This is a genomic window from Corynebacterium sp. HMSC076D02, assembly GCF_001813815.1.
In the GTDB taxonomy this organism is placed as follows: domain Bacteria; phylum Actinomycetota; class Actinomycetes; order Mycobacteriales; family Mycobacteriaceae; genus Corynebacterium; species Corynebacterium simulans.
In genome coordinates, this window is record NZ_KV814043.1 from 179,445 (window position 1) to 203,950 (window position 24,506).

At 58.8% G+C, this 24,506-nt stretch carries 25 protein-coding genes and 2 pseudogenes; 15 read left to right on the top strand and 12 right to left on the bottom strand.

What is annotated here, in order from left to right:
- Positions 1 to 375: 375 nt before the first annotated feature.
- Entirely contained in the window at positions 376 to 1,062 is a 687-nt protein-coding gene (locus tag HMPREF2935_RS03075) for an ABC transporter ATP-binding protein (RefSeq protein WP_062042040.1), read from the top strand.
- On the top strand, positions 1,052 to 3,487 hold the full coding sequence (locus HMPREF2935_RS03080) for a hypothetical protein (protein ID WP_070731949.1): 2,436 nt from the start codon (positions 1,052 to 1,054) through the stop codon (positions 3,485 to 3,487). Before HMPREF2935_RS03075 ends, HMPREF2935_RS03080 begins: the two co-directional genes overlap by 11 nt.
- Here the strand turns inward: HMPREF2935_RS03080 and HMPREF2935_RS03085 are convergent.
- Positions 3,484 to 4,308, bottom strand: a pseudogene (locus HMPREF2935_RS03085) (citrate/2-methylcitrate synthase); the annotation flags it as partial. The gene HMPREF2935_RS03080 and the pseudogene HMPREF2935_RS03085 overlap by 4 nt on opposite strands.
- Before the next feature lie 2 nt (positions 4,309 to 4,310).
- On the opposite strand from HMPREF2935_RS03085, the pseudogene HMPREF2935_RS12590 reads away from it, so the two are divergent.
- The 3 genes and pseudogenes from HMPREF2935_RS12590 to HMPREF2935_RS03090 all read left to right on the top strand — a co-directional run.
- Positions 4,311 to 4,457 (top strand): annotated as a pseudogene (locus HMPREF2935_RS12590) (short-chain fatty acyl-CoA regulator family protein); the annotation flags it as partial.
- 61 nt (positions 4,458 to 4,518) lie between these two features.
- A complete protein-coding gene (locus HMPREF2935_RS12940) occupies positions 4,519 to 5,034 on the top strand; it encodes a hypothetical protein (protein ID WP_141756003.1) in 516 nt (171 codons plus the stop codon).
- Between the two features lie 94 nt (positions 5,035 to 5,128).
- Positions 5,129 to 5,395, top strand: coding sequence for a hypothetical protein (locus HMPREF2935_RS03090; protein ID WP_160330553.1), 267 nt, complete (start codon positions 5,129 to 5,131; stop codon positions 5,393 to 5,395).
- Positions 5,396 to 5,506: 111 nt separating this feature from the next.
- Here the strand turns inward: HMPREF2935_RS03090 and HMPREF2935_RS03095 are convergent, their stop codons facing one another.
- The 4 genes from HMPREF2935_RS03095 to upp form a co-directional block, all read right to left on the bottom strand.
- On the bottom strand, positions 5,507 to 6,955 hold the full coding sequence (locus HMPREF2935_RS03095; protein ID WP_246817769.1) for an NAD(P)H-quinone dehydrogenase: 1,449 nt from the start codon (positions 6,953 to 6,955) through the stop codon (positions 5,507 to 5,509).
- A gap of 65 nt (positions 6,956 to 7,020) precedes the next feature.
- Positions 7,021 to 8,202 (bottom strand): M20 family metallopeptidase, encoded by a 1,182-nt coding sequence (locus tag HMPREF2935_RS03100; protein WP_062042062.1) that lies wholly within the window; start codon positions 8,200 to 8,202, stop codon positions 7,021 to 7,023.
- Between the two features lie 113 nt (positions 8,203 to 8,315).
- Entirely contained in the window at positions 8,316 to 8,639 is a 324-nt protein-coding gene (locus HMPREF2935_RS03105) for a helix-turn-helix domain-containing protein (protein WP_062035772.1), read from the bottom strand.
- 51 nt (positions 8,640 to 8,690) lie between these two features.
- On the bottom strand, positions 8,691 to 9,326 hold the full coding sequence (gene upp, locus HMPREF2935_RS03110) for a uracil phosphoribosyltransferase (protein ID WP_070731950.1): 636 nt from the start codon (positions 9,324 to 9,326) through the stop codon (positions 8,691 to 8,693).
- 52 nt (positions 9,327 to 9,378) lie between these two features.
- Between upp and HMPREF2935_RS03115 the strand changes: the two genes are divergently transcribed.
- The 4 genes from HMPREF2935_RS03115 to HMPREF2935_RS03130 all read left to right on the top strand — a co-directional run bounded on the left by HMPREF2935_RS03115 (position 9,379) and on the right by HMPREF2935_RS03130 (position 11,894).
- Positions 9,379 to 9,663, top strand: a complete 285-nt coding sequence (locus HMPREF2935_RS03115) for a hypothetical protein (RefSeq protein WP_061920725.1) — start codon at positions 9,379 to 9,381, stop codon at positions 9,661 to 9,663.
- Positions 9,660 to 10,130, top strand: coding sequence for a hypothetical protein (locus HMPREF2935_RS13810; protein ID WP_070731952.1), 471 nt, complete (start codon positions 9,660 to 9,662; stop codon positions 10,128 to 10,130). The genes HMPREF2935_RS03115 and HMPREF2935_RS13810 overlap by 4 nt, the downstream gene beginning before the upstream one ends.
- On the top strand, positions 10,099 to 10,587 hold the full coding sequence (locus HMPREF2935_RS13815) for a C40 family peptidase (RefSeq protein ID WP_371326228.1): 489 nt from the start codon (positions 10,099 to 10,101) through the stop codon (positions 10,585 to 10,587). The genes HMPREF2935_RS13810 and HMPREF2935_RS13815 overlap by 32 nt, the downstream gene beginning before the upstream one ends.
- A 68-nt stretch (positions 10,588 to 10,655) precedes the next feature.
- On the top strand, positions 10,656 to 11,894 hold the full coding sequence (locus tag HMPREF2935_RS03130) for a hypothetical protein (RefSeq protein ID WP_070731954.1): 1,239 nt from the start codon (positions 10,656 to 10,658) through the stop codon (positions 11,892 to 11,894).
- Between the two features lie 99 nt (positions 11,895 to 11,993).
- Here HMPREF2935_RS03130 and HMPREF2935_RS03135 read toward each other — a convergent pair whose 3' ends face one another.
- Positions 11,994 to 12,878, bottom strand: a complete 885-nt coding sequence (locus HMPREF2935_RS03135) for an amidohydrolase family protein (protein ID WP_246817770.1) — start codon at positions 12,876 to 12,878, stop codon at positions 11,994 to 11,996.
- Positions 12,879 to 12,918: 40 nt separating this feature from the next.
- Between HMPREF2935_RS03135 and HMPREF2935_RS03140 the strand changes: the two genes are divergently transcribed.
- Positions 12,919 to 14,205 (top strand): D-alanyl-D-alanine carboxypeptidase family protein, encoded by a 1,287-nt coding sequence (locus tag HMPREF2935_RS03140; protein WP_070732139.1) that lies wholly within the window; start codon positions 12,919 to 12,921, stop codon positions 14,203 to 14,205.
- On the opposite strand, the gene HMPREF2935_RS03145 is transcribed toward HMPREF2935_RS03140, so the two are convergent.
- The 6 genes from HMPREF2935_RS03145 to HMPREF2935_RS03170 all read right to left on the bottom strand — a co-directional run bounded on the left by HMPREF2935_RS03145 (position 14,174) and on the right by HMPREF2935_RS03170 (position 19,806).
- Entirely contained in the window at positions 14,174 to 15,010 is an 837-nt protein-coding gene (locus tag HMPREF2935_RS03145) for an RDD family protein (RefSeq protein WP_062042072.1), read from the bottom strand. The two genes, HMPREF2935_RS03140 and HMPREF2935_RS03145, sit on opposite strands and share 32 nt — an antisense overlap.
- A 51-nt stretch (positions 15,011 to 15,061) precedes the next feature.
- A complete protein-coding gene (locus HMPREF2935_RS03150) occupies positions 15,062 to 16,144 on the bottom strand; it encodes a YhjD/YihY/BrkB family envelope integrity protein (protein WP_070732141.1) in 1,083 nt (360 codons plus the stop codon).
- 95 nt (positions 16,145 to 16,239) lie between these two features.
- On the bottom strand, positions 16,240 to 17,259 hold the full coding sequence (gene trpS, locus HMPREF2935_RS03155) for a tryptophan--tRNA ligase (RefSeq protein WP_061920716.1): 1,020 nt from the start codon (positions 17,257 to 17,259) through the stop codon (positions 16,240 to 16,242).
- A 98-nt stretch (positions 17,260 to 17,357) separates the two neighbouring features.
- Positions 17,358 to 17,549, bottom strand: a complete 192-nt coding sequence (locus HMPREF2935_RS03160; RefSeq protein WP_049147434.1) for a hypothetical protein — start codon at positions 17,547 to 17,549, stop codon at positions 17,358 to 17,360.
- Between the two features lie 55 nt (positions 17,550 to 17,604).
- Positions 17,605 to 18,531 carry an exodeoxyribonuclease III gene (locus tag HMPREF2935_RS03165; protein ID WP_070731958.1) on the bottom strand — a complete coding sequence of 309 codons (927 nt, stop codon included), beginning with the start codon at positions 18,529 to 18,531 and terminating at the stop codon, positions 17,605 to 17,607.
- Between the two features lie 102 nt (positions 18,532 to 18,633).
- Entirely contained in the window at positions 18,634 to 19,806 is a 1,173-nt protein-coding gene (locus tag HMPREF2935_RS03170) for an MFS transporter (protein ID WP_083313171.1), read from the bottom strand.
- Between the two features lie 373 nt (positions 19,807 to 20,179).
- On the opposite strand from HMPREF2935_RS03170, the gene HMPREF2935_RS03175 reads away from it, so the two are divergent.
- From HMPREF2935_RS03175 to HMPREF2935_RS13155, 5 genes are all read left to right on the top strand, one after another.
- Complete coding sequence (locus tag HMPREF2935_RS03175) at positions 20,180 to 21,061, top strand: ABC transporter substrate-binding protein (protein ID WP_070731960.1); 882 nt, start codon at positions 20,180 to 20,182, stop codon at positions 21,059 to 21,061.
- Between the two features lie 4 nt (positions 21,062 to 21,065).
- Entirely contained in the window at positions 21,066 to 22,058 is a 993-nt protein-coding gene (locus HMPREF2935_RS03180) for a FecCD family ABC transporter permease (protein ID WP_070731962.1), read from the top strand.
- Positions 22,058 to 23,062 carry a FecCD family ABC transporter permease gene (locus tag HMPREF2935_RS03185; protein ID WP_070731965.1) on the top strand — a complete coding sequence of 335 codons (1,005 nt, stop codon included), beginning with the start codon at positions 22,058 to 22,060 and terminating at the stop codon, positions 23,060 to 23,062. Before HMPREF2935_RS03180 ends, HMPREF2935_RS03185 begins: the two co-directional genes overlap by 1 nt.
- Positions 23,063 to 23,077: 15 nt before the next feature.
- A complete protein-coding gene (locus HMPREF2935_RS03190) occupies positions 23,078 to 23,878 on the top strand; it encodes an ABC transporter ATP-binding protein (protein ID WP_061920704.1) in 801 nt (266 codons plus the stop codon).
- The coding region (locus HMPREF2935_RS13155) for a siderophore-interacting protein (RefSeq protein ID WP_168166285.1) at positions 23,879 to 24,506 on the top strand (628 nt) is incomplete at its 3' end.

Sequence of the window (24,506 nt, forward strand, 5' to 3'; positions counted from 1 at the left end):
GCACGATACAGATCTCAGAGTAGTGCCCTTCGTACTCACGTGAGGCAAAACTCGACATATAGCTCAACAGAAATTGTTCAGTTTCTCACTAAACTCACCATGCATACCTCTAAACACCCCAACCCATATCGTTTTAGAATCAAAGCGGGCGGAAACTACCCCTCTGCCGCAAAGATATAAACCTCGTGACATACATTCTTCAGGGTTGCTATACTTCGATAAAGTTAACAAACCAACTTCGTCCTTCGCTTCTGAAGGATTCATTTTGAATGACGGATACCAGCTGCAGGCTGTGGTCTCGCCACCAGCCATTCCTGTTCCCACTCAAGCCTCGGTCAACGACCTTGACGTGAGCCTCTCTGTTGTAAAGAACTCATGAACTCAGTCACCATTTCTAACGTTCACAAGTATTTAGGCGAAGGCGCCCAGCGCACGCATGTTCTCAAGGGCGCAAGTCTAGAGGTCAATAAAGGCGAGTTTCTCGGAATTTCGGGAAAGAGCGGCTCCGGTAAAACCACTCTCCTGCGCGCGGTTGCAGGTCTTCTACCTATCGATGAAGGCTCAATCTCAGTCTTCGATACCTGTGTATCCACCGCTGCTCCCAAGGAACTACTTGCCTTGCGCCGCAACGTAATCGGCTTCGTCCACCAAGACGACCTGTTGATGAATGAACTCACCGCGCTCGAAAATGTCGTGCTTGTGCTTGCAGCAGCGGGGTTCGATGAGAAGGCAGCACGCGACAAGGCTTCCGAGGCATTAGCCCAGGTAGGACTTGCAGAACTCGCTCAACGATTTCCCGCAGAGATGTCGCGCGGACAGTGCCAAAGAGTAGGAATCGCCCGAGCGCTGTCCGGTGCCCGGCAAGTTCTCTTGGCTGACGAGCCGTCTGCTGCGCTCGATTCCGAGAACTCCCATGGCATTTTTCGACTCTTCAAAAAGCTCGCATCAACTGGCACAACCGTGATAGCGACCAGCCACGATCCCATCATGCTGGACTATTGCAGCACCGCCTACACACTGATCGATGGTCAGCTTGGGAAAGCAGCCCCGCATGCTCAATGAACTGATCACGAAAGTCGTGCACTCTTCGAAAAGATATCGTTTCGGCGCAGCGGCTATCGCAGTGTGCTTAGGATTATTCGCATTTGCTGTCTCAGCCGTTCTCTTCATGACGTTGTCCCCGCAGCAGAAGGCGCAGTCAGAATTGGGAAACAACGCCGTGCGCGTGGACGTGCCTGTGTACACGCGGGCGGGCGTGGTTGAGCAGACGCTGCCACAACTTGATTCCCCAGAGCGGGGATTTACTGCCCAGCTCGAGACTTACGATCTCTATGTCGATAGCGATCCTTCAAATTCCCTTGTCTACAAGGAGTCTCACTGGGAAGATCAAGCTCCCGATTTTGGGTTGGCATTGGTTCAGGGCCATTGGCCTAGCGCTCCTGGCGAGGTAGTAGTCACCGAGGACGTGAACCTTAGTCTTGGAGAGAACACAACTGCATTCAACGGCACGCTACCTCTCCGTATCGTTGGCGTTGCATCGAATTCCTTCCACAAGCATGAAGAAGCTGTGTACGGCGCGTCGGGAACGTGGAACACCATCGGCGCTGACGCTTATTCCATGACCTCCGCTTCGGTCCGGCCAATTGTTTTCGGTTCCGAAGGAAAGACTCCTGCAGCCCTCACCGAGTTCATTAGGAGTCAGATCGGGGATGCAGACCTCGTCGATCGTGCAGCGCTTGACGACGCCTTCTCGGCATCGCTTCTCACCCGAGAAAGCTTGCTCGCAACGCCGCCTTCAGGATTCGCCGATAGCTATTCCTTCTTCTTCGGCCTGTTCGCCGTTGTCATCCCATGCGCTTTGATCTTCTTCCTGTGGCGGATTACCTACCAGGTACTTCGCCCGTTGAGCCAGCGGTTTTTCGAGCTAGGAATCTCGCCCTTCCTATTGTGGAAGTCCAGCGCATTCATCCTGCTTCGTTCAGCCTTGATGTACTCCGTCGCAGGACTCGTATTGGGTGCAGGTCTGGCACAATGTGCGCGCCCTTTCATTTCTGGACTTGGAGGTTTGCCTGATCCTGGAGTCCTGATTCCATGGAAATGGTTAGTGCTTCTTCTCGCTAGCTCGCTAGCAGCACTCCTGATTGGTGCTATTGCCACCGCGCCGTCGGCTCAACCTCATCCGTTCTGGAAGGACTTCCCGACACCGACCCCATCGGCATCATTCTTACGCTGGGGTGCAGTCGTTATTGTCCTTGTCGCTGTCCTCTTCACGTTCGCTGCAGCACTGCTGGGGCCCGACGTATTCGAAACATGGGCGCCAGCGCCAACCGTGGCGATGTGCATCGTCTTTTCTCTTCTTCTCGCACGCTGTCCGCGAACCAGCCGGCCCTACACTCCAGCAGGCGTGGCCCTGAGATTTGCCGAAAAACACCGTCAACTCATTGGTACGGGTCTGGTGTTGTTGGTCCTGTGCATGGGAACCGCGGTGTTCAGTAGTTCGATGTCAGCCAGTTTTACAGCCAGTGAGAACGACAGCTTGACGTCGACAATCGCCCCAAACCAGGCACACGTTTTAAAGAAGACAGATGATGGCCTAGCTACAAACGCTGATTCCGTTCAGCACGTCGCCACTGCGTTGGGTGTGCCCGCCCCAGTTCGTATTTCTTATGTCCAAGCCACGCTGGAAATGCCCACGGAGATGTCGGGGACTTTTGGTGTACTGGGCGTCGAATCCGTTCATGACGTAGAACGGCTCTTAGACCGAGAGCTTACTGCCTCGGAAAAAGATGTCCTTGCGACCGGAGCATTGGTCCGCGATAACAGATTCATCGACCATGACCATGCTTCAATCAGCACGAGCAGAAATCCCAGTCCCACAACCCTTCCAGCGGTGAGTATCGACTTCGGACCTCACTGGGAGAAGCTGGCTGGAGGAATTATCCTCGAATCCACGGCGCAGAAACTAGATGCACCGGCAGGTAGGACACAATGGGTCTTTACGGGTCTCCAGGAAGACCAAGAAAAGCGCTTTCTTGATAGCGCTGCGCAAGCCCGTATCCCCCACGAGCTCGTACTACTGCCGCTGGTTCAAACCTCTTCGACACCGCAGGCGTTCTACATCAGTTTGGCAGCCGCGCTGCTCAGCGCGTTAGCCGTAACCTTTGTTTTCTCGCGGCACCTCGCTCGGGCTACCGAAGCAATCCAGACCACCTTTAGAGTACTGGGCCTCGATTCTTCCTGGCACCTAAAAATTGTTGTACTCACCGCGAGCGCACTGGCATGTGCTGCGATCATTACTGGCTGTCTCGGCGGAATTCTCCCACTTGCCGGAATGGCCTACGCAATGGGAGATGGCCTCACTTTCGCCATCGATTGGAAGGCACTTTTTGTGGCTGCAGGCGCAATAGCACTAGGCGCTGCAGGTGGCGTTGGCATGACATGCCTTCGCTACGTGCAGCGCCCGTCGTCCAGCGCAACTGCTAACTAGATTTCCTTCGGCGGAACGGAGCGCTGCTCCTTGCCGTTGTAGGCAGACAGCGGGCGGATGAGAGAGTTGTTCTCGTTCTGCTCCACGATGTGTGCGGTCCAGCCGGTGATGCGGGCCATCACGAAGATCGGGGTGAAGAACTCAATGTCGAAGCCCAGGATGTGGTAGGCAGGTCCAGCCGGGAAGTCCAGGTTCGGCTGGATCTTGATGGAGGTGTTTTCGTACATGGTCTTAGCCATCTTCTCGTACATCTCCACCCACTGCTCCTGGCCGTGGTCCTTGGCCAGCTCGCGGAAGGCAGCCTCCATGGTCGGAACGCGGGAGTCACCGTTCTTGTACACGCGGTGACCGAATCCCATGACGAGCTCTTTGTTCTTGAGCTTGTTTAGAGTCCACTCCTCCGCCTTGGCCGGGTCACCGACCTCGAGGAAGTTCTTCATCACGGCCTCGTTAGCACCACCGTGCAGCGGACCCTTCAGTGCGCCAATGGCGGCAGTGACGGCGGAGAAGGTGTCCGACATCGTCGAGGTCACAACGCGGCCGGCGAAGGTGGAGGCATTGAAAGAGTGCTCAGCGTAAAGGATGAGGGACTTGTCAAAAGCTTCGATGTCGGAGCGGGACGTAGCCGGCGATCCTTCTTCCTCACCGAAGACCATCCACAGGAAGTTCTCCGCAAAGCCCTTCTTGCGGGAAGGCTCGATGTAGCCTTCACCGCGGCGACGGCGGATGTCTAGTGCGACGATAGTCGGCAGCTTCGCCATAAGCTCCAGCGCGGTGCGGCGGATGTGCTCGGAGTCTTTGGTGTACTCCTCCGGATCCTGGCCTCAACCTCAACCCGGCCGCCGCCACCCCTATCGGGCCCGGGTGCACCACCTGCCCGCGCAGCGCCTGCCCCCAGCGTGCTTTCCCGCAGTCCGGCGTCGAGGCGCACCACGATCTCAACGCCAGCCCCAGCGACCTGCACTTATAGGCACAAAACATTTGCATCAAACTCCTCATTCATCGAAACTACTGATGCCGATTCAGTTAACTTGGTAGATACGTCCGGAGAACTTCTAGGAGTCGTTGAGATTGCAAAAGCGGTCGACGCGAGCGGTGCATTATCGGAAGTACGGCTCTCGTCATCCGACAGCGAAATCTCACTCCAAAACTCTGATTCTGCGGATACCGTTGACCTCGTATTCATTCCAGCCAAGGACCTTGGCCAGGACTCTACTGTCAACTATGAGGACGTGATTGGGGTTCCCGGAAATTACCTATTCGATCCAAACCATCCTCAGAAGCGTCTTCACGACTATTGCTCCAACTCCCCCGACGAGTTTCCGAATCCGATCGGGCCAAATGCCCCATTCCACGGACCTTGCGCAATTCACGACATGTGCATTGAAGCCGCTGGTCACCACGATCACGCGTGCGACGGCCCCTTGCGTGACAACATGAAAAACAACTGCCGTGCGACTTACGGCCCCGGAGCTACCCGGGGCTCCTGTGAAGCCACCGCCGATGTTTATTATGGTGCGGTCACTGCCGCTTCTTATTTCGACTAGCCCCTTGAGCACCGGATTGGAGATGATTTAGGTGACAAATGCAAGAGTTTTAAGCTTTCTCTCGCTCGTATCGATTGTTGTCGCGATCGCTTGCATGTCCATGGAGTTTGGTACGGCTTTTCGAGTAATGGAATGGGTAGCGTTGATAGTCACGGTGGCAGCACTCGTAGCCATCCTGGCCCGCCCGCAGGCGCCGCGGATGCCGAAAATTGTGGGCGGCCTCGGCGCCGCGCTCATCATCGCGGGAGTGGGGTCCTTCATCGCGCTGACCGGCACCGCGTCCATCAACCTGACGGGCCTGGCGGCCCTGGCCGTGGGCTTTATCGCGCTGCTGGCCTACCTCTTCCTGGCCCGGGCCTAGGCCGCGGGAGCGGCAAAAGCACGGAGAAAGCGCAGCAAAAAGGCAGCTGGTCTGACCAGCTGCCTTTAATTTGTGCCGCCGGGGCCGCCCTCGGGGGCGTTTGAGCAGTGTCTACTCCAGATCGTCGTGGGCAACCAGGCGGCGGGCGGCCTCGGTGATGGTGCCGGACAGGGACGGGTAAACCGCCAGGGAATCCGCCAGCTGGTTCACGGTGAGCTGGTTGGTCACGGCAACCGCGACGGGCAGGATGAGCTCGGAGGCAGTCGGAGCAACAATCACGCCGCCAATGACGCGGCCGGAGGTAGCACGGCAGAACAGCTTCACAAAGCCGTGGTTCAGCGAGCGCATCTTCGCGCGCGGGTTGGTGTTCAGCGGCATCGTAATGGTGCGCGCGGAAACCTCGCCAGCCTCAATCTCAGCCTGGGTAAAGCCCACAGCTGCGATCTCCGGGCGCGTGAAGACGGCCGTGGCGACAGTCTTCAAACGCAACGGCGAAACGCCCTCACCAAGTGCGTGGTACATCGCGATACGGCCCTGCATAGCGGCCACGGAAGCCAGCGGGAACAGGTCGGAGCAGTCACCGGCTGCGTAGATGCCCGCGACGTTGGTGCGAGAAACGCGGTCGACCTTGATGTGGCCCGACTTCTGAGTAGCCACACCAACGTGCTCAAGGCCAAGTTCCTGGGTATTCGGGATGGAGCCGATGGACATGATGACGTGCGAGCCATGAATCTCGCGGCCGTCCTGCGTCTTGACCACAACATTGCCGTCTTCAGTACGGGTAACGGTCTCAACGCGGCAGTTCTTCTCCAGCTCAACACCGCGCTCAGCCAGAACGGTCTCGAGGACGTCGGCTGCGTCGGCGTCATCATGCGGCAGAATACGGTCACGGGAAGCCACCATGGTTACCTTGACGCCCATCTCTGCAAAAGCAGAAACGAACTCCGCACCGGTCACGCCAGAACCGACCACGATGAGGTGCTCCGGATCTTCCTTCAAGTCATAGACCTGCTGCCAGGTCAGGATGCGCTCGCCGTCTGGCTGCGCGCCCGGCAGGATGCGCGGGGTGGCACCGGTAGCCACGAGCACGAGGTCTGCCTCGAGGGTTTCAGTTTCGCCTTCGCGCTTGACGACGTCGACCTTGTGCGCCGCGCCCTGCACCCCATGCTGGTCCTCGCTGAAGCTCGCGCGGCCGTCAATAACGTTGACGCCGATCTTCTCCAGACCTGCACGAACGTCTGCCGACTGCTTGCCGGCCAGCGCCTGCACGCGTTCGTTCAGGGCCTGCAGCTTCAGCTGCATTGAGCCGAGCTGCTCGTTGAGCCCCATGGCTTCAGCGCGACGGAAGTCGGTGCGCAGGTTTGCACCAGCAATGAAGGACTTGGAAGGAACGCAGTCCAGCAAGACGGAAGAACCGCCGGGGCCCTGCTCTTCAACCAGGGTAATCTGTGCGCCGTACTTGGCTCCGGCAATGGCCGCCTCGTAACCTGCTGGGCCGCCACCGATGATAACGATGCGCGGGGCATCTTCGATTGCAGCGTCTAGCGTTTCCTTCGTCACTGTCTAATGCTCCTTTATAGAGTGTTTAAGGACCTAATCCTTAAGACAGTGTAATGGTTGCTCCCCTATTCCTGCACCTTGGTAAATTGCTCCACCACGGAGCCGAAAAGCTTCACGCCTACACCGATGCAGCGCTCGTCGACATTGAGATCCCCCATGTGCAGATCGTGCTGCTCGCCCTCGCCAGACCAGCAGCCCAAACGCGCCATGGAGCCCGGCACATGTTCTAAGTACCAAGAGAAGTCCTCGCCGCCGGAGGATTGCGGGGCCTGGACGACGGACTGCGGGTCGATGGCCTGTGCGGCAGATGCTAGCAGTGCGGTAGAGACGTCGTCGTTAAGCACGGGCGGAACGCCGCGGTGATACGTGAGCTCGTGTTCCACCCCAACCGGCGCCAATACCTGCTCCACGAGCTCCGAAAATAGCGCTTGCATGCCGCGCCAGATACCGATGTCCGCGGTGCGCATGGTGCCCGTTAGCGTGCCGGACTCCGGCATTGCGTTCGGCGCATAGCCGGAATTGACCTGTCCGAAGACCAAGACCGTTCCCGTCCGCGGATCCACCCGGCGCGACAGCAGGGCCGGCAGCTCCGTGATGACCTTGCCCAAAGCGTAGACGACGTCTGCAGAAAGGTGCGGGCGGGAGGTATGACCTCCTGGGCCTTTGATCTCGAGCTCGACGACGTCGGTTGCAGAGGTAATCGCCCCGGCACGCACGCCAATTCGGCCTACGCGCAGCTTCGGCTCCACGTGTACCGCAAAGATGGAGTTAACCCCTTCAAGAGCGCCCCACTCGATCACATCCGTGGCGCCGCCAACCCATACTTCCTCCGCTGGCTGGAAGATAACGCGTACACCCAACGGCAAGGAATGCGCGCGCTCGAAATCCGCCAGAGCGCACGCAAGCCCCAGAGCGATGGTGGTGTGCACGTCGTGGCCGCAAGCGTGCATAGCACCGGGGTTTTCGGAGGTGTATTCCAACCCCGTGACCTCGGTAACCGGAAGTGCATCGATGTCGGCGCGAAAGGCCAAACGGCCCTGCTCGGTATCAGGGCCGATATCAACCATCAGGCCAGTCTGCGGGAAACGCTGCGGATTTAACCCATATTCTTCGAGCTTGCGGGCGATGAAGTTGGTGGTCTCAACTTCATTGTTGGACGTTTCCGGGTGCCGATGAATATGGCGGCGCCATGCAATTACTTCCGCGCGATGATTGTCGAACCACTCATTCACGAATGTGGAAATCACTCGGCACCTCCCAAAATTTTTCTACTGACCTCAAAGTCTACAACTAGACAAAGCGGTTCAGGTAGCCACGCAGCTCAGCGCCGGAATATACCAAGTGGTGCAGTTTTTCTTCTTTAAAATTCTGCGGCCGCAGCGAAGCGACGCCGGTCGATATACTCGGGCGCAAACGGGGTGACTTCGTCAAGCATGTGCTCCGCATCGGGCAGCAACGCAGACGGTGGCACTTCCAGCGCGAATGCCAACTTAAACATCGTTGAAAGCTGCGGATCCGCTCGCAGCGGCAGCGCCTTATCCGTACGCTCCAAGTTTGAGATTTGGCTGCGCGAGACCCCCGAGATTTCCGCCAAAGCCTGTTGGGACATGCGGCGCCGTGCACGAATCCCCCGTAGCCGCGCCGCAAAGTCATGCCCTACTAACGCCCACGTTTTGTTGGCCACGAATCTTTCCTTTCCCCCAAAAGTAGTTCGTGGCCGCTAGCCTAGCGCAGATTAGAAATCGATGTTGCGCGGGCCGTAGAGGCGGTCACCGGCGTCGCCCAAACCAGGAACGATGTAGGCGTCTTCATTCAGGTGCGAATCAATCGCGGCAGTAACCAGACGCACAGGCAGACCAGAATTGGCCAGCGCATCGACACCTTCCTGCGCGGAAACCATGCAGATTGCGGTGATGTGGGTGGCTCCGCGGTCTGCCAGCAGCTTTAGGGAATGCAGCAAGGAACCGCCGGTGGCCAGCATTGGATCCACCACAAAGACGGTGCGGCCGGAAAGATCCTCTGGCAGTGCCTCTAGGTAAGGGACCGGCTCGTGGGTCTCTTCGTTGCGGGCCATGCCGATGAAGCCCACCTGCGCGTCTGGGATCATGGCGAGAGCTGGGTCAATCATGCCCAGTCCAGCGCGGATAATCGGAACGATGATGGGCGGGTCGAGCAGGCGGGTGCCTTCGGCTGTTGCCACGGGGGTCCCGCAATCGAAGTGCTCGACGTCAAGCTCGCGGGCGGCCTCATAAACAAGCATGGTTCCGAGGTCTTTGAGGGCGGCGCGGAATGTGGAGTTATCACTGCGTGCATCGCGCATGATGGTCAGGCGGGAAGCAGCAAGCGGGTGATCTACTACGTGGATGTCCATGGTTTCCCACTTTAGAACTTTTGGGAACCGTTTGGGTTTTGGGGCAGTCCAAATGACTATGACGACTTTCACGATTGATACCGAATTCACCCGACATCTAGCCCGCGAACTTTTTGCCGCTACGCAAGAGACCACTCCTCCACTTCCGCATATACCTGACGGTTCACTTTCTGCATTTGGTGCTCATCTTTGTGACGCCGTTGCCAACCTCAACTCCCGCACGGAATCTCTGCGCGCGGATATGGAAGAGGTAGCCGCGGCGTCGGTAGCCATGGCAGAGGAGGCGGACGCCGCTGATTCTGCGACTGCCGCTCATCTGGGAGGTGTTCTTTCATGATTGAGGCAGCAGTAAGGCAGATTTCGCAGATGGCTCCTCCTGCGCTACCGGCGGTAGAGCTGCCAAAGGTCCCGGATTTAGAGACTGTCCCGGCGCTGGCAAAAATTGCGCACGGTGACCCTTCCAAGCTTCTCGACGCCGCGAATGTCCTTGCAGAAGACCGCACCACCATAGAAAACGCGGTATCCCAGGCGCAACAACTGATTAAAGCTGCAGGCCGCGACCTCATTGGTATTGGAATCTCGCTGTTGACCAAGGCCGCCCCTGTGGCTTTGGGCATGCTCGTTCCGAACCCGGCAATCAATGCGGCAGCTCGGGCGCACATACAAGGTTTGATCGCGTCCCATCTGGCACAAGCTTTTGCGCGCTTAAAACAGCTATTGAGCGAACTGTTGGCGGCGGCTCAGCCGGCTATTGCCCATTGCCCGGCGCGCGGTGGAAAAGACTGTCATTGGCCGCAGCTCTGAGCCTGCCGAGCCGCAGATAGCGCTGGGAAATGGTGAGAAACCAAGCGAGGTTAAGCCGGTCGCTGGGCTTTCTTCTACCGTTGCGGCGGGTTCTTCCAGCGCAGGTGAGGGCAGCTCACAGGGCAAGGCCGCAGTCGCTGCGGCGATGAGCAAGCTCGGTACGCCTTATGTTTGGGGCGGTACGGGTAACGGCGGCTTCGATTGCTCCGGTCTTACCCAATGGGCGTGGCGCCAGGCAGGCGTGGAGATTCCACGCACGGCGGAAGCACAGACCGTGGGCAAGCAGGTTAGCGCAAATGAGCTCCAGCCGGGAGACCTCGTGGTTTGGGACGGGCACGTCGCGATGTACAAAGGCAGCGGTGAGATGATTGAAGCCGGCAGCCCGGTGGAGACGAGTCCGTTACGCACCAGCAATATGGGTATGGCCTTCAAGGGCTTTTGGCGGCCCACCGGCTAAAAGTATCTCGCTGGACTCGGGATATGCGAATACGGCGAATCTAAAATGTTTGGGTAGACTGTTTGCCCATGAGCACACGCGCAATTGTTCCAGTCCAGCTCTCCTTGACCGAGGGCGATTTCTACACCCTGTGGGCGCCAAAGTGGCGCCAGAATGGCTCCGAGTGGCAGGCATTTTTGGGGGATGCGGAATCAGTCCTCGTGTTCAACTCCGAAGCAGAGATGCTGTGCTACCTGGAGTCCGGAAAGCACCATGATCTCCTCGACCATCCACAGTGGTCCGAGTTCGCTGCGCGTGCCGAAGACCGCGTCAGCCCAGCAAAGAAGGAAGTCTTCGATCTCATCGGAATGCCGGCGCACCTAGCCGGCCGCCCCAGCCACGAAAACGTTAGCGCGGTTGCTCGCTGCCTAGAGGTAGCCGAGTCTCTCGCTAACGTAGCCGGCGCCGAGCACACCGTAATTTTCTTCGCCTCCCACTCCATCCTGCGCAACGTCCCGCGCGGTGCAGACCACTACGCGGGCGAGCAAGGCATGAGCGAATGGTCTGGTGTAGGCCGCGTAATCCTTGCTAACTGGAAGGAAGTAATCGAGGACCTCGATTCCAACGTCAAGGTAGTAGATTCTTCCGAGTTAGACTCGGCGCAAGTCGCTTCAGCCGAAGAGCGCATCGCAACCGCAACCGCGGCGGCCGAGAAGGAACGAAAGGAAAAGGCAGAGGCACGCAAAGCTGCGGCGGCGGCAGCGGACCCGTATGACAACTCCCCATGGGCTGCGGCGGGCATCGATCCGGTCAAAATCACCGCAGACATGAAGTCGGTTTATACGCTGCGCACCTACCTAGACGGCAAACCCGTGTTCTTGGGCAAGTGGGGCGAAATCTTCACCTTCAACTCCCCGAAGACTCTCGTTCGCTGGATTATGGAAAACGACGAGCATGATCTTGCCCGCGTTTCCACTTGGGAGGAACTCGTCTCCGCGGCCAACGCTGGCGAGCTGGAGCTTAGCGTTCACCCGGATAATCAGTACACCTTCAACGGGCTTACCCGCGATATCGAGAAGGGCCCCGAGGCAGTCGACCAAGACCAGATGGGCCGCTGCTACGAGGTTTGCGCAGATGCCGCAGACTGGGCTGGCGACGACTCTATTAACTCCTACATGCTCGAAAACCCACGTTTCCAGGATTACTTGGGCTACATGCTGGGCTCCACCGAGCACGCAGGCTACGTCCCCTCGAAGCCTTATAACCACCACGCAGAGACATGGAAGGGCCTAGAGGAAATGCTCATCAAGCGTTTCTCCCGCTTCTAGCCTCAACGTGAAAAGACCCTGCATCGCAAGATGCAGGGTCTTTTACGATGCAGGGTCTTTTGCTTGTGCTGGCATTACTTCGCCGGCTGCTCCGGGGAACTATTCCGCGGCGACGGACTCTTCGGTGTCTGGTCCTACAAGCTCAGGGTCAGAAAGCTCCTCGTATGCGGGAAGGATGACAGTCTCCAGCAAGTGCTGACGCTCCTCCTCAGTGCTAAACGAGTTCTCCAGCGCTTTCACGCTCAAATCGAAAAACTCCTCCAACCCGTAGCCAAAGTGCTCGGTTAAAGCCAGGAACACCTCATTGAGATTGCCCGAACCGGCGGTTACGGCACAGGTAAAGCCCAGCTGCTGTAGCAGCGGCAGCGGATGGTCGCTGAATTCCTCAAAAGACAGCGGCTCAAAGGTAGCTGCCAGATGGCGATCCCGAATCCAACTCGAGACCGTTCCTGGCTGGATGCCCTCGAGATCGGCGGAGAAATCATCCGGCAGCTGGGTCGCATGCGCCAAACGAGTGGCACCGGCCTGCACAGCAGCAGCAACCGCCCCGAATTCGAGGCCGCGGACATCAAAAACGAAAGGCACGAAATTCGCGCGCAGATCCGCAACAACCTGCGGATCACTCTCGCCTTCCAGCACAAAACCGACGACCTGCGAGCCCAAACGGGCGCTAGCGGACTGCGGGGCGTTGGTCAGCAACAAACGCGCATCAATTCCGGCAACGTCGAGGCCGGCTGTCGCTGCTTCGAGAGCGGCTTCCGCACCAAAAGCAAATGCCTGTGGGTCGAAACGAATCTCTGCATACACCACGTTCGCCGCGGCCAATTCCTGAACATATTCGCGCATCGCCGCGGTTAAGGCGGCGTTATCTGCGGGCAAAGATTCCGGCGCGAAAACCGCATCCAATTCGACCTTGGGAAGACGAGCGATAAGCTCCGGCGCGGAATCTTTATTTTCTGGGCTAATTAATGGTGCGTCATGCATAAGACACATCCTAGGCACTGTGCCTAAGATGTTCCATGCCATGAAAAACGTTATCGCTACCTTCCTCGCTTCCGCCTGCCTCGTCGCTAGTGCTCCGCTTGCCTCGGCCCAAGACTTTGCACCCGCAGAGTCCGAACCTGACTCCAACGCTGAGCCAAACGTTGAAGGCGCCGAGACCAACGCAGACGCCGCAGAAATGAGCACGGACGCCGAATCCTCGGCCATCCGGACCGAAGCGCCAAACACCGATAACTGCCCCCACTCGCTTAGCCCCGGAGAGCCCGTCTCCACCTCGGAGCGTCTCGCGCCGGGCCAGCCCACCCCAACTCCCCTGCCGCCTGTCGAGTCCACGCAGCGCTGTGGTGTCACCGCCGCCCCAAGATTCGATCTCAATAAGGACGTCGTCGCCTCCGCTTGGATGGTCAGCGACTTAGACACCGGCGAGATCATCGCCATGAAAGACCCGCACGGCCGCTACCGGCCGGCTTCTATCATCAAGGCCCTTCTAGCACTCGTGGTCATCGAGGAAGTCCCCCTCGACAAAAAAGTCAAAGCCACCATGGAAGATGCATCCGTCGAAGGCTCCGCCGTAGGTATCGGCCCCGACGGCGAATACACCGTTGAACAACTCCTCGAGGGCCTGTTGATGGCCTCCGGCAATGACGCCGCCCACGCCCTCGCCGGCCAAGTTGGCGGCGATGAGAAGGCCCTACGCAAAGTCAACGCGCTCGCGAAGAAGCTCGGCACCCGCTCCACCCACGCGGCAAGCTACTCGGGCCTCGATTCAGCCGGCATGTCCACCTCCGCGGAAGACATCTCCATCATCTACCGCGCGGCGTTCCAAAATAAGACTTTCGCCCGCATCGTCGATACCGAACACGTCAAATTTCCCGGCTGGGGCGAACTGCCTGGCTACGAGTTATGGAACGACAACGGCCTTTATTTAAACGATCCCCACGGAATCGGCGGTAAGACCGGCTACACCGAAGACGCACACCACACTTTCGTTGGCGCACTCGACCGCGATGGCCGCCGCCTGCAGGCCGTCATCTTAGATACCACCGTCGAGCACGGCTTCCGCGCGTGGCAGCAGGCGCAGATGCTTCTCGACGCCGCGTATAAAGTCCCGGCTGGCTCGGGCGTCGGCAAGCTTGGCGACGCCCCGCAGAAAGAAACTCCTCGCCCCGCACCGCAGACCACGCAGCAGGCCCCCGAAACTAAAAAATCAGCCCTCGAGAAAATCGAGGGCTGGGCCGGCTGGGCCATCGCTGCAGCAGTGGCCTTGCTGGTTATCGTTATCGCTGCTTTTTCACTACTTCGGCATTAGCGAGGTTATCGTGCGCACCGAGTAAACCATTTTCCTGATTGATAGTGGTGGCGTAGAAAATCGCGGCGAAGAAGCTGACTGCCCCACCCAAACCTGGAACGAGGGTGACAACGCGCCACCACTGCCGTTTCAAAGACTGGATAACGCTGAGCTTGTCACCCGAAGTCCGGTCACGGACCTCATAGCCCAACAGCTTCTTTACCGGCGTTGCACCCCATGAAACTTCGAAGCCTACGCAGTACAAAATCGTGCACAGCCCGAAGATAAGAGACATTGACAGCTCCGAGGCCCCCGCACTTATTGCCGCAATCGGAGCAGAAACCATGCCGCATAGGACGAGGTCCGCAATAGCCATCAGCGCACGGGTGCTGCCCAACGGGCGCTCGGCGTTAACTTGCGCTGGCTGATACGGGCTAAACGGTGCCGGAGCGGCCGCCTTATTCTGCGGCGCGAAAGGATCGAAGGGCGAAGCCTGGGCCTGCGCAGTTGGAGCGAAACCATAAGGCTGCTGAGGGCGCTGCATTTGCGCCGGCCACTCGCCGTAAGCGGCAAGCTCACTCAGCTGCGCCCAGGTGGGCTGGAAACTATCCTCCAAGCCTTGATCGTAGGTGGCGCGGTTTTCCGGGTTAGACAAGATTGTGTGGGCAATCTGTGCTTCTTGCCGGCGGTCGTCGCCAAGCTCGAAGCCCATCTGCTCCAGACGCGCGTCCTTGGCAGCAAGCAAGATTCCCAGCTCTCGGGAAGTGCTGCGATGGTCGAGGGAAAAGTGCTCGTACAGGTTCGGCGCGAAGGATTCTGGAGTCATAATAAGTAGTCTAAATCAGAGCCTAAATTATAGTGTCGGGGACGGGGAATGTTACTTCCGACGTAGCAGTGCCGCGATGCCGGCAACCACAGCACCCATCGCCGCACCTGCGCCGAGGGTCACGCTAGTCGACGGTCCGCTCTTGACCTCATTGCGCACGCGGATCACGGCAGGCTCCGGCACTGGTGGCTCCGCCAACTCCATGGATTCTTCGGTAGTGGCGGTCCACGCGGAGACATAAAGTACGACGCGCCAAACCAGGTACATCATGACCATAAGCACAATAACCGGACCAAATACCGCACCCGCGGGGTTGCCGGAGGCAGAAGACATGATCACGGTGGAAAGCTGCTTGATGGCCTCGAATGCCACCGCACCGATTGCCGCGCCCTTCAGGCCGGACTTGGTAGGGACCTCTGTGCGTGGAAGGAAGACGATCATCCACCAGAACACGAGGAAGTTCGCCAGCAGGCCGAGGGCAATACCGGCCAGGATGATCACGGCGTCCATGCCCGGGAAGGAGGCGATACCGACCTTTTCAAAGATTTTCTGAGTAAGACCGGACGAGCCCGCGGCGGTAACGCCGAAGGCGACGATGAGCGCCACCAGCAGGCCGATTAGGCCCAGAAGGTCGCTCAACTTTTGGGTAAAGAAGTTGCCCTGGGTTTCGTTCGGATCCTTATCCCACATCGCAGAAATGCCGATACGCAGGTTATTCATCCAGCCCAAGCCGGACCAGAGAGTGGTAAGGCCACCGATGCCGTACATCGCGCCGCGCTGAGCGATGGCGGTTTCTAGGACCTCGTTGATGGTGCCGCCAAGGTCGCCGGATACGGAGTTGGAAATGTAATCCTGGACCTGTTGCATGAGGTCAGGGCGGCTCGCCAAGACCGTTGCGGCAACTGCCACCGTAAGCATGAACAGCGGGAATATTGCCAGCACCGAGAAATAGGTGATGCCGGCGGCGAACTGGTTGCCGCCGTTTTCGCCGTAGCGGCCCAGCATGCGCATGATGTGGTCGATGAAAGGCGACTTATCCCGCACCTTGTCTACCGGACTTGGGTCATCAGCGTAGGCGCGTTCGATGCCGTAGTCGTCCGTCTTGGAAGAGTCTGTTTGGGTGGTGGTAGCCACGGGCAACATGTCCTTTTCACGTATGAGTTTTCACATATAAGTTCAGACTACCCAGGTTAGCGTGTCATACCACCACCGCGCAGAATTGCTGGCTTTTACTTACGCAGTCGGGGGAGGAATCCGACTGCCTCGTAAACCTTCTCCACGAGCGGTTCTGCAATCTCCGAAGCCGCCTCTGCGCCTTTAGCCAGCAGGCGTTCCAGCTCGCCGCGGTCCGCCATGAGCTCGTCGTAGCGAGACTTCAAAGGAGTAGTAAACGCCTCCAGCGCATCGGCGGTATCCACCTTGAGGTGGCCATAACCCTTATCGGCGTACTTTTCCACCAGCGCATCAATCTTCTCGCCCGTGAGCGCAGACTGGATGACCAGCAAATTAGACACGCCCGGCTGCTTTTCGCGGTCGAAGGCCACAACGCCCAAGTCATCGGTGACCGCAGACTTGATGCGCTTCGCGGAAGTCTTAGGCGGATCCAGCAGGTTAATAAGGCCCTTTGGGTTATCTCCCGACTTCGACATCTTCGAAGTCGGCTCCTGCAGGTCATAGATCTTCGCAGCGCCTTCCGGAATGAATGGTTCCGGAACGCGGAAAACCTCGCCGTATTTGTTGTTAAAGCGCTCCGCCAGGTTGCGGGTTAGCTCCAGGTGCTGGCGCTGGTCCTCGCCCACCGGCACGTAGTCCGGGGAGTACAGGAGGATATCGGCTGCCATCAGCATTGGGTAAGTAAACAGGCCAACCGTTGTGCGATCCGAGCCGTGCTTTGCAGACTTATCCTTGAACTGGGTCATGCGGGAGGCCTCGCCGAAACCGGTCAGGCACTGCAGCACCCAAGTCAGCTCCGTATGTGCCGGAACGTGGGACTGAACAAAAAGCGTGGACTTTTCCGGGTCAATGCCCAGCGCAATAAGCTGTGCGGCACCCGCGACGGTGCGGTTGCGCAACTCCTCCGGATTCTGCTCGACGGTAATCGCGTGCAGATCAGGGATGAAGTAGAAGGCCTCGTAGCCGTTTTGCAGATCGATCCACTGCTTCAGCGCTCCCAAGTAGTTACCCAGGTGATAGGAATCAGCCGTGGGTTGGATGCCAGACAGTACGCGGGATGGATTCTGCTCATTCATGGTTATTCACTCTACCCCGGCAGCTGCAACGCGCACCCAAGAGATCAAAAATGCCCCTTCCCCAAAGACGGGAAAGAGGCATCAAAAATGCGCAGGCTTTAAAGCTTGCGGGAGGTTGGCGCATGAACGTCGAGCATAACTGCCCAACCAGCGACCATGAACGCGCCGCCGACGCCCTGGAGGATAATAGGAGCCAGGAAGGCGAAGGACGGACCTACGATGGTCCACCACCAAATACCCAGGCCGAGCAGTACGGCGCCGAGCACGAAGTAAATAATTGCGCGGGTCATTAGGTTCTCCGTATACGAACTTAAGGGTTTAAAGACTGAGTCAGTTTAACACCGCTTAGCGATACTGCACCAGCAAAGGGGAATGATCCGACCACCGCTCCTCCACGCTTGGTGCTTTTTCCACCCAGCTTTTTTCTGCACGGGAGAGCAAGTCCTTGGTCGCCGCCTGATAATCGATGCGCCAGCCTGCGTCATTGTTAAAAGCCTGGCCGCGATAGGTCCACCAGGTATATGGACCATCAGCCTCTGGCGCCAAGCGCCTTGCAACGTCGTACCATTTGACGTCTCCCTCCCCCGGCACGCGGGTGGACCAGTCAGTCTTGGTCGCATACTCCACGACGCCCAGGTAATCGCCCAACCCCTTCTTCGGTTGCGGCGCGTCGTCCGGGAAGGTGCCAAAGACGTGATCCATGAAAGCGCGCTCTTCCGGCAGGTGGCCCGACTTCTTCTCGTTGGCCTTGTTGTTTTTCAGATCCTGCGCGCGATGGCAGATATTCCAGTCACCGCCGATAACTGCCTGCGGGTAAGCCTCTGCCAGCTCAGACAACACGCCTGAGAACTCGTCGAGGAAAAGGTACTTTTCATCGAGCTTTGGCGAATCCGTATCGCCCGAAGGCAGGTACAGCGACGCCACTCGAACGTCCTTGCCCTCTGGGTCCTTAACGGTAGCCGCAATGAAGCGACCGGCATCGAGGAAGGAACCGAAGCCAACGGTGACGTCGCTAAGCGGCGTGCGCGACAAGATTCCCACGCCCGCGCGCCCCTTAGCGGCAGCCTCTGCCTGCTCGAGGTGCCAGCCGGCCTCCAAAGCTGGGGCAAGCGCCTTCTCCGTCTCCTTCGGATTCGCGCGGACTTCCTGCATGAGGACAACGTCCGCCGCAGTCTCAGCAAGCCACGCATTCATGCCTGGGTTGTTTTCATTGCGCTGCCTGCAGGCGGCGCGAATTCCGTTGACGTTAACGCTTGCGATAGTAAAAGTCATGCGCGCCAGTCTACTTACGCGCGAGCAGACAAACCGCAACCGCCACCGCGGCTAGTGCCGTGCCCGCCAGCGCCGGTGGATGCCTGAGAGCTCATAGCCTCTCTAGCTTTGTTCGATGATCTTGCTATAAACACCGCTTCGCTTGGCGGTTACCTGCGTGATGAACCAGACGACGATACCGCCCGATGCGAGCACCGCACCGACAAGCGAGGTGGCGTTGTAGTCAAAGCCCGCACCGACGACGAGTCCGCCCAAAGCCGCGCCCGAGGCGTTCGCGATGTTCAACGCGGACTGGTTGAACGCGGAAGCCAGGGTCTGAGCATCGCTGGCAACAATCATGAGGCGCAGCTGCAGCGATGGGATAAGGACGGAGCCGAAGAAGGCTAGGAAACCGAACGCGGTGGCGGCCACCCACAGATTATGGGCGCCGAAGAAGAAGATGAGGGAGGTCGCAACCAAACAGAGGAGGGCGAAGACGATGGAGTATTCGGTGTTGCGGTCAGCAAGCGCGCCGCCTACCGCGTTGCCGATGGTCATTCCGATGCCGTAAATCATCAGCACCGCCCAGGTCCAGTGCTCTGGCATTCCCGCAACTTCGGTCATCGTCCAGGTGATGTAGGTGTAGACGGCGAACATGCCGCCGAAGCCGACGATGCCCATGATGACAGAAAGCCATACCTGCAGGTTCTTCAAAGCGCCCAGCTCAGTGGAGATATCCGTCGAAGGCATCTGGGTCATGTGTGGGAAAAGGAAAAACAGCAGAATCATCGTCGCCAAAGCGAGCAGGACGACAAGGAAGTAAGCCGCGTGCCAACCCAAGCTCTGGCCCAGCGCCTGGGCTGCTGGCACGCCGACGACCGTGGCAACGGCCAAACCCATGCCGATTGCGGCCATCGCCTTACCGCGAGCGCCTTTCGGCGCCATCGCCGCAGCCGAGAGGTTGGCCACGGAGAAATAAGCGCCGTGCGGCAAGCCTGCGATAAAACGGGCAATAAGTAACGTCGCCAGGTTCGGCGCCAGTGCCGTCAGTAGGTTGCCAATCAGAAGAAATGCGATCAGCAAAATGATCAGTCGACGGCGCGGGAATTTGCCCGTTACCGCAGAAATCACCGGCGCACCGACCACAACGCCGAGCGCGTAGACCGAAATCAGCGTCGAGGCAGCGTCCTCCGTAATGCCGAAGTCACCTGCGATAAGCGGCAGCAAGCCCATCGACACGAACTCGGTGGTGCCAATCGAAAACGCACCCAGCGCAAGGGCGAGGGTAACCAGCATACGGCGGGCATTGGAAATCTCGGTTTGGCGGGGGACGCGGGGCTTGGGTGCGGCGTCGGCAAGCAAGGCATCGGCACGCGAAGCATCGGCAGGCGAAGCATCGGCACGCGAACTATCGGCGGACGCGGCGGTAGAAGAGACAGGTTTCACGTGCGGAGACCTTAGCGCGGGGCAGACAGTGTGCGTAAGTCGGAAAGACTGAACTGGGTTATTCCCACACCGTCGGACTTTTATGTCAAAGCTCACAGCGCAGAAATTGCGCAACATAGTCGTTGCATAATAGGCTTGCCTGAGTTAGAACAGGATTACCTTAGCCAGTAATCACTGCTGATCCACCAAGCAAGGAGATCTCCCCCTCGTACGTGCACAAAGCATCATCGCCTCCGTCGCAGCGGCAGCCACGCTATTCAGCGTCACCGCCTGCTCGTCCGAAGAATCGACCAGCAACGAGTCTGTCTCCTCTGCAGACAACGCGAACTCGGCCGCTTTCCCCGTCACCATCGAGCACGCTTTCGGTGAGACCACTATCGAGAAGGCGCCTGAGCGCGTAGCCACCGTTGGCTGGGCCAACCACGAGGTCCCCCTTGCCCTTGGCGTTGCACCAGTGGGCATGTCCAAGTCCACCTGGGGCGATGACAACGGCAACGGCATCATGCCGTGGACCGAAGAAAAGCTAAAGGAGCTCGGTGCTGAAACCCCGACGCTTTTCGATGAAACCGACGGCATCCCCTTCGAGCAGGTCGCCGATACCCAGCCGGACGTCATTCTGGCCTCCTACTCTGGCTTGACGCAAACCGAAAAGGCCCTGAGCAAATATCCAGACTTAAAGGACAAGAAGCTCCTGTTCACCGCATTCGGCGGCACCACTGACGCCTCCAAGATTGGTTTCTTTACCACTGAGGATCCGCGCATGGGCTTCCTTGCTGAACACGGTCTCGGAACCCCGGACATCGTAGAGAAGAACTCCAAGGGCGCGAAGCAGTTCTGGGTTGAGGTCTCGGCCGAAAAGCCGGAAGAATTCAACGATGTCGATCTCGTCGTGGCCTACTCCTCCGGCAACGCGGCGGATGACAAGAAGGCTTTGGAGGAAATGCAAAAGGATCCACTTAAGGGCAAGATTCCGGCCGTCAAGGCTGGCCACGTTGTTTTCCTCGACAACGGCCCACTTGGTGCTTCTGCTAACCAATCTCCGCTTTCTATTCCATGGGGTATCGATAAATACTTCGAGCGCTTGAACTCCGGTTTGCAGGGCTAATTCCATGACGGCTAAAAAGACCGCCGTCAGCATCGGACTATTGGCCGCCACTGTTGCCGCAGTGGTGGCTTCGGTCATGTTTGGCGTGCGCACGATTTCCCTATCCGACGCCCTCTCAGCGCTTAGCGGTTCCACTGCCACCGCCAGTGAGGCCGCCGCCTACTTGCGCGTGCCCCGCACCGTTTTGGCACTATTCGTCGGAGCTGCACTCGCCATGTCGGGCACCACGTTGCAAGCCATGACCCGCAATCCCCTCGCCGACCCCGGCATCTTCGGCATCCTGTCTGGTGCTTCCCTCGCTGTGGTCGTGGGTATCGCGTTCTTCGGACTCTCGCGCCCTGTTCCGACGATGATTGTGTCCATCATCGGTTCTTTCGCGGCCGCGGCGTTTGTTTATTTCGTCGGTTCCCTAGGCCACGGAGGCGCTACTCCCCTAAAGCTCGCGCTGTCCGGCGCCGCTACAGCCGCGGCCTGCTCGAGCTTGGTCAGCGCCGTGCTTTTGCCCCGCACCGATGTCATGGACCAGTTCCGTTTCTGGCAAATTGGCTCCGTTGGCGGCGCCCAGTGGCCGCATATCGCTATGGCCCTGCCTTTCCTAGTGCTGGGTCTTGTCATCGTGTTGGCCTGTTCGACAGCGCTCAACGCACTTGCGCTTGGCGACGACGTCGCCACCGGCCTCGGCATCAACGTCCTGCGTGCGCGCCTAATCTCCGTTGTCGGGGCAGTCATCTTGTGCGGCACGGCCACGGCGCTCGCCGGCCCCATCGCTTTTGTGGGACTTATCGTCCCGCACGTGATGCGCTTGGCCCTAGGAACCGACCATCGACTTCTCCTGCCGATGACCGGCCTCGCCGGCGCCTTCCTGCTCGTCGCAGCCGATACTTTGGGCCGCATCGTCGCACGCCCCAGCGAGATTGCCGTTGGTATCCTCACCCCGCTTATCGGAGCGCCATTGTTTATTTGGATCGTCCGTCGCACAAAGGTGCGTGATCTCTAATGCAAACACTCCAGCAGCAGCGCCGTGCCCGCACTCGTTCTTTTGCCTGGTGCCTTAGCGCGCTCATCGCTCTCATCGTAGTGTTGTGGGCCGCCAGACTCATGTTTGGCGAGACCTTCTACGGCCCCCAGAAGATCCTCCAGGTCTTACTCGGAGAGACCGTTCCCGGCGCTTCCTTTACCGTCGGCGAACTACGCCTGCCGCGGGCCACCGTGGCCGTGGCTGCAGGAATCGCTTTCGGCATCGCCGGTGTGACCTTCCAAACCATGCTGCGCAACCAGCTAGCCTCGCCGGATATCATCGGCATCTCCTCCGGCGCCTCAGCCGCAGGCATTACGGCAATCGTCTTTTTCAATGCTTCCCAAACCACAGTCTCGATTTGGTCGCTGCTGTGTTCCCTCGCTGTTGCCGGAGCCATCTATTTGTTGTCGCTCAAGTCAGGTTTTACTGGCACCCGCCTGATTCTCATCGGCATCGGTATGTCCGCAATCTTGCAGGCCTGGACGAACTTCGTGCTATCGAAAGCACCGTCTTATAACCTGCCCACGGCCACACGGTGGATTACGGGCTCACTCAACACCATGTCTTGGCAGCGTGGCCTCCCCCTCCTCGTGGCGGTAGTAGTCATCGCGCCGGTCATGGTTATGCTCGGCCACAAACTCAACGTGCTACGGCTTGGCGACGACCTCGCCGTCGGACTCGGCCTCCGCCTTAACGCTGTACGCGTTACGGCAATTGTCGGTGCGGTCATCCTCATCGCAGTGGCCACCGCTTCGACAGGCCCCATTGCATTCGTGGAATTTATGGCAGGGCCAATCGCCACCCGGCTTTTCCGTCAGGGACCTTCGATGATCGCTCCCGCCGGTGCCATCGGCGCCATCCTAGTTCTTGCTGCGGACATGGCCGGACAATACTTCTTCGGCACCCGCTATCCGGTCGGAGTCGTCACCGGTGCGCTCGGCGCTCCCTTCCTTATCTATTTGCTTACCCGTACCAACCGTTAGGACACCGTCGCCACAATGAAACAATCAGCACAACTTTCCGCGCAGGAAATCACCCTAAGCTACGGCGAGCACGACATCTTAAGCGATCTATCCCTCTCGCTCGCCCCAGGAAAGATAACCTCCATCGTCGGCCCAAACGGCTGCGGTAAGTCGACCCTCCTACGTTCGCTCTCCCGCCTGCTAAAGCCAACACACGGCGACATTTTCCTAGACGGTAAGGAGATTGCCGACATCCCGACCAAACAGCTCGCCACGTCGCTGGGCTTGCTACCGCAATCACCAATCGCGCCGGACGGAATCGTGGTCGCGGACCTCATCGGCCGCGGGCGTACTCCGCACCAGGGGCTGCTTGGCCGCTGGAGTCAGGAAGACTACGCAATTGTGGAAGAATCGATGGAGCTGACGGGCGTCGCCAGCCTGGCGCAGCGCTCCATCGATGAGCTCTCGGGCGGCCAACGCCAACGCGTGTGGATCACCATGGCACTAGCCCAGCGCACCGACATCTTGCTCTTGGATGAGCCCACCACCTATCTCGATATCAAGCATCAGCTCGAAGTCCTCGACCTGCTGGTGGACTTGAACGAAAAGCATGACACCACCATCGTGATGGTCATCCATGACCTCAACTTGGCTGCCCGGTACTCCGATGCGCTCATCGCTGTTAAAGATGGCACGGTCTACGCTCAAGGCACCCCGCAGGAAGTTTTGACACACCAGACCGTGCACGACGTGTTCGGTGTTGACTCGGTCATCGTTGATGATCCAGTCTCGGGGCTGCCGGCTGTCATGCCGATTGGGAAAAGGAGGGTGAAATAAGTGGCCTATCAACCATTCCGCGCGACCGTCGTCGACTCCACGCGGATTTCGCCAAGCTTTCAACGCGTACGCCTGTCTGGATTGAAAGAAATGGGCCCTGCAGGTGCGATCCACGATCTGCGCATCAAGCTGATCATCCCCGGCCCTGCCGGCCTGCCTGAACTGCCTGCCGCAGAAGATTGGTTCAGTTCCTGGCAAAAGCTCGACCCGGCTACCCGCGGAGCGATGCGCACATATTCTGTACGCGATTTAGACCGCGAAAACGGCATCCTCACCGTCGACTTCGTCCTGCATACTGCCCCTGGGCAAACCGGGCCAGCATCTTCTTGGGCACACGCGGCCAAACCCGGCGATAGCATTTACGTGATTGCTCCCCACGCCACCGACGCCCCAGGCCCCGGCATCGAATTCCAGCCCGGCGAGTCCCGCGAAATCCACATTCTGGGCGATGAAACCGCACTGCCTGCAATCGCCCGCATCCTCGACGAATGGCCGGCGGGGCTGACCGGCACCGTGCACATTGCGGTGCCCTACTTCCAGGATGCCCAAGCACTCGCTGCTCCAGCCGGTGTCAAGGTGGAATTCCTCCCGCACGACGAAGCCTCACTTATCGGCGCCCTCGCCCACC

What these genes read in the sequence shown, in the direction of transcription:
- HMPREF2935_RS03115 (WP_061920725.1), top strand. Translation starts at nt 9,379, where the DNA reads ATGACTATGACGACTTTCACGATTGATACCGAATTCACCCGACATCTA.
- HMPREF2935_RS13810 (WP_070731952.1), top strand. Translation starts at nt 9,660, where the DNA reads ATGATTGAGGCAGCAGTAAGGCAGATTTCGCAGATGGCTCCTCCTGCG.
- HMPREF2935_RS03165 (WP_070731958.1), bottom strand. Translation starts at nt 18,531, where the DNA reads ATGACTTTTACTATCGCAAGCGTTAACGTCAACGGAATTCGCGCCGCC.
- upp (WP_070731950.1), bottom strand. Translation starts at nt 9,326, where the DNA reads ATGGACATCCACGTAGTAGATCACCCGCTTGCTGCTTCCCGCCTGACC.
- HMPREF2935_RS03170 (WP_083313171.1), bottom strand. Translation starts at nt 19,806, where the DNA reads ATGCTGGTTACCCTCGCCCTTGCGCTGGGTGCGTTTTCGATTGGCACC.
- trpS (WP_061920716.1), bottom strand. Translation starts at nt 17,259, where the DNA reads ATGAATGAGCAGAATCCATCCCGCGTACTGTCTGGCATCCAACCCACG.
- HMPREF2935_RS03180 (WP_070731962.1), top strand. Translation starts at nt 21,066, where the DNA reads ATGACGGCTAAAAAGACCGCCGTCAGCATCGGACTATTGGCCGCCACT.
- HMPREF2935_RS03090 (WP_160330553.1), top strand. Translation starts at nt 5,129, where the DNA reads ATGTCCATGGAGTTTGGTACGGCTTTTCGAGTAATGGAATGGGTAGCG.
- HMPREF2935_RS03140 (WP_070732139.1), top strand. Translation starts at nt 12,919, where the DNA reads ATGAAAAACGTTATCGCTACCTTCCTCGCTTCCGCCTGCCTCGTCGCT.
- HMPREF2935_RS03145 (WP_062042072.1), bottom strand. Translation starts at nt 15,010, where the DNA reads ATGACTCCAGAATCCTTCGCGCCGAACCTGTACGAGCACTTTTCCCTC.
- HMPREF2935_RS03130 (WP_070731954.1), top strand. Translation starts at nt 10,656, where the DNA reads ATGAGCACACGCGCAATTGTTCCAGTCCAGCTCTCCTTGACCGAGGGC.
- HMPREF2935_RS03160 (WP_049147434.1), bottom strand. Translation starts at nt 17,549, where the DNA reads ATGACCCGCGCAATTATTTACTTCGTGCTCGGCGCCGTACTGCTCGGC.
- HMPREF2935_RS03185 (WP_070731965.1), top strand. Translation starts at nt 22,058, where the DNA reads ATGCAAACACTCCAGCAGCAGCGCCGTGCCCGCACTCGTTCTTTTGCC.
- HMPREF2935_RS03080 (WP_070731949.1), top strand. Translation starts at nt 1,052, where the DNA reads ATGCTCAATGAACTGATCACGAAAGTCGTGCACTCTTCGAAAAGATAT.
- HMPREF2935_RS03135 (WP_246817770.1), bottom strand. Translation starts at nt 12,878, where the DNA reads ATGCATGACGCACCATTAATTAGCCCAGAAAATAAAGATTCCGCGCCG.
- HMPREF2935_RS03190 (WP_061920704.1), top strand. Translation starts at nt 23,078, where the DNA reads ATGAAACAATCAGCACAACTTTCCGCGCAGGAAATCACCCTAAGCTAC.
- HMPREF2935_RS03075 (WP_062042040.1), top strand. Translation starts at nt 376, where the DNA reads ATGAACTCAGTCACCATTTCTAACGTTCACAAGTATTTAGGCGAAGGC.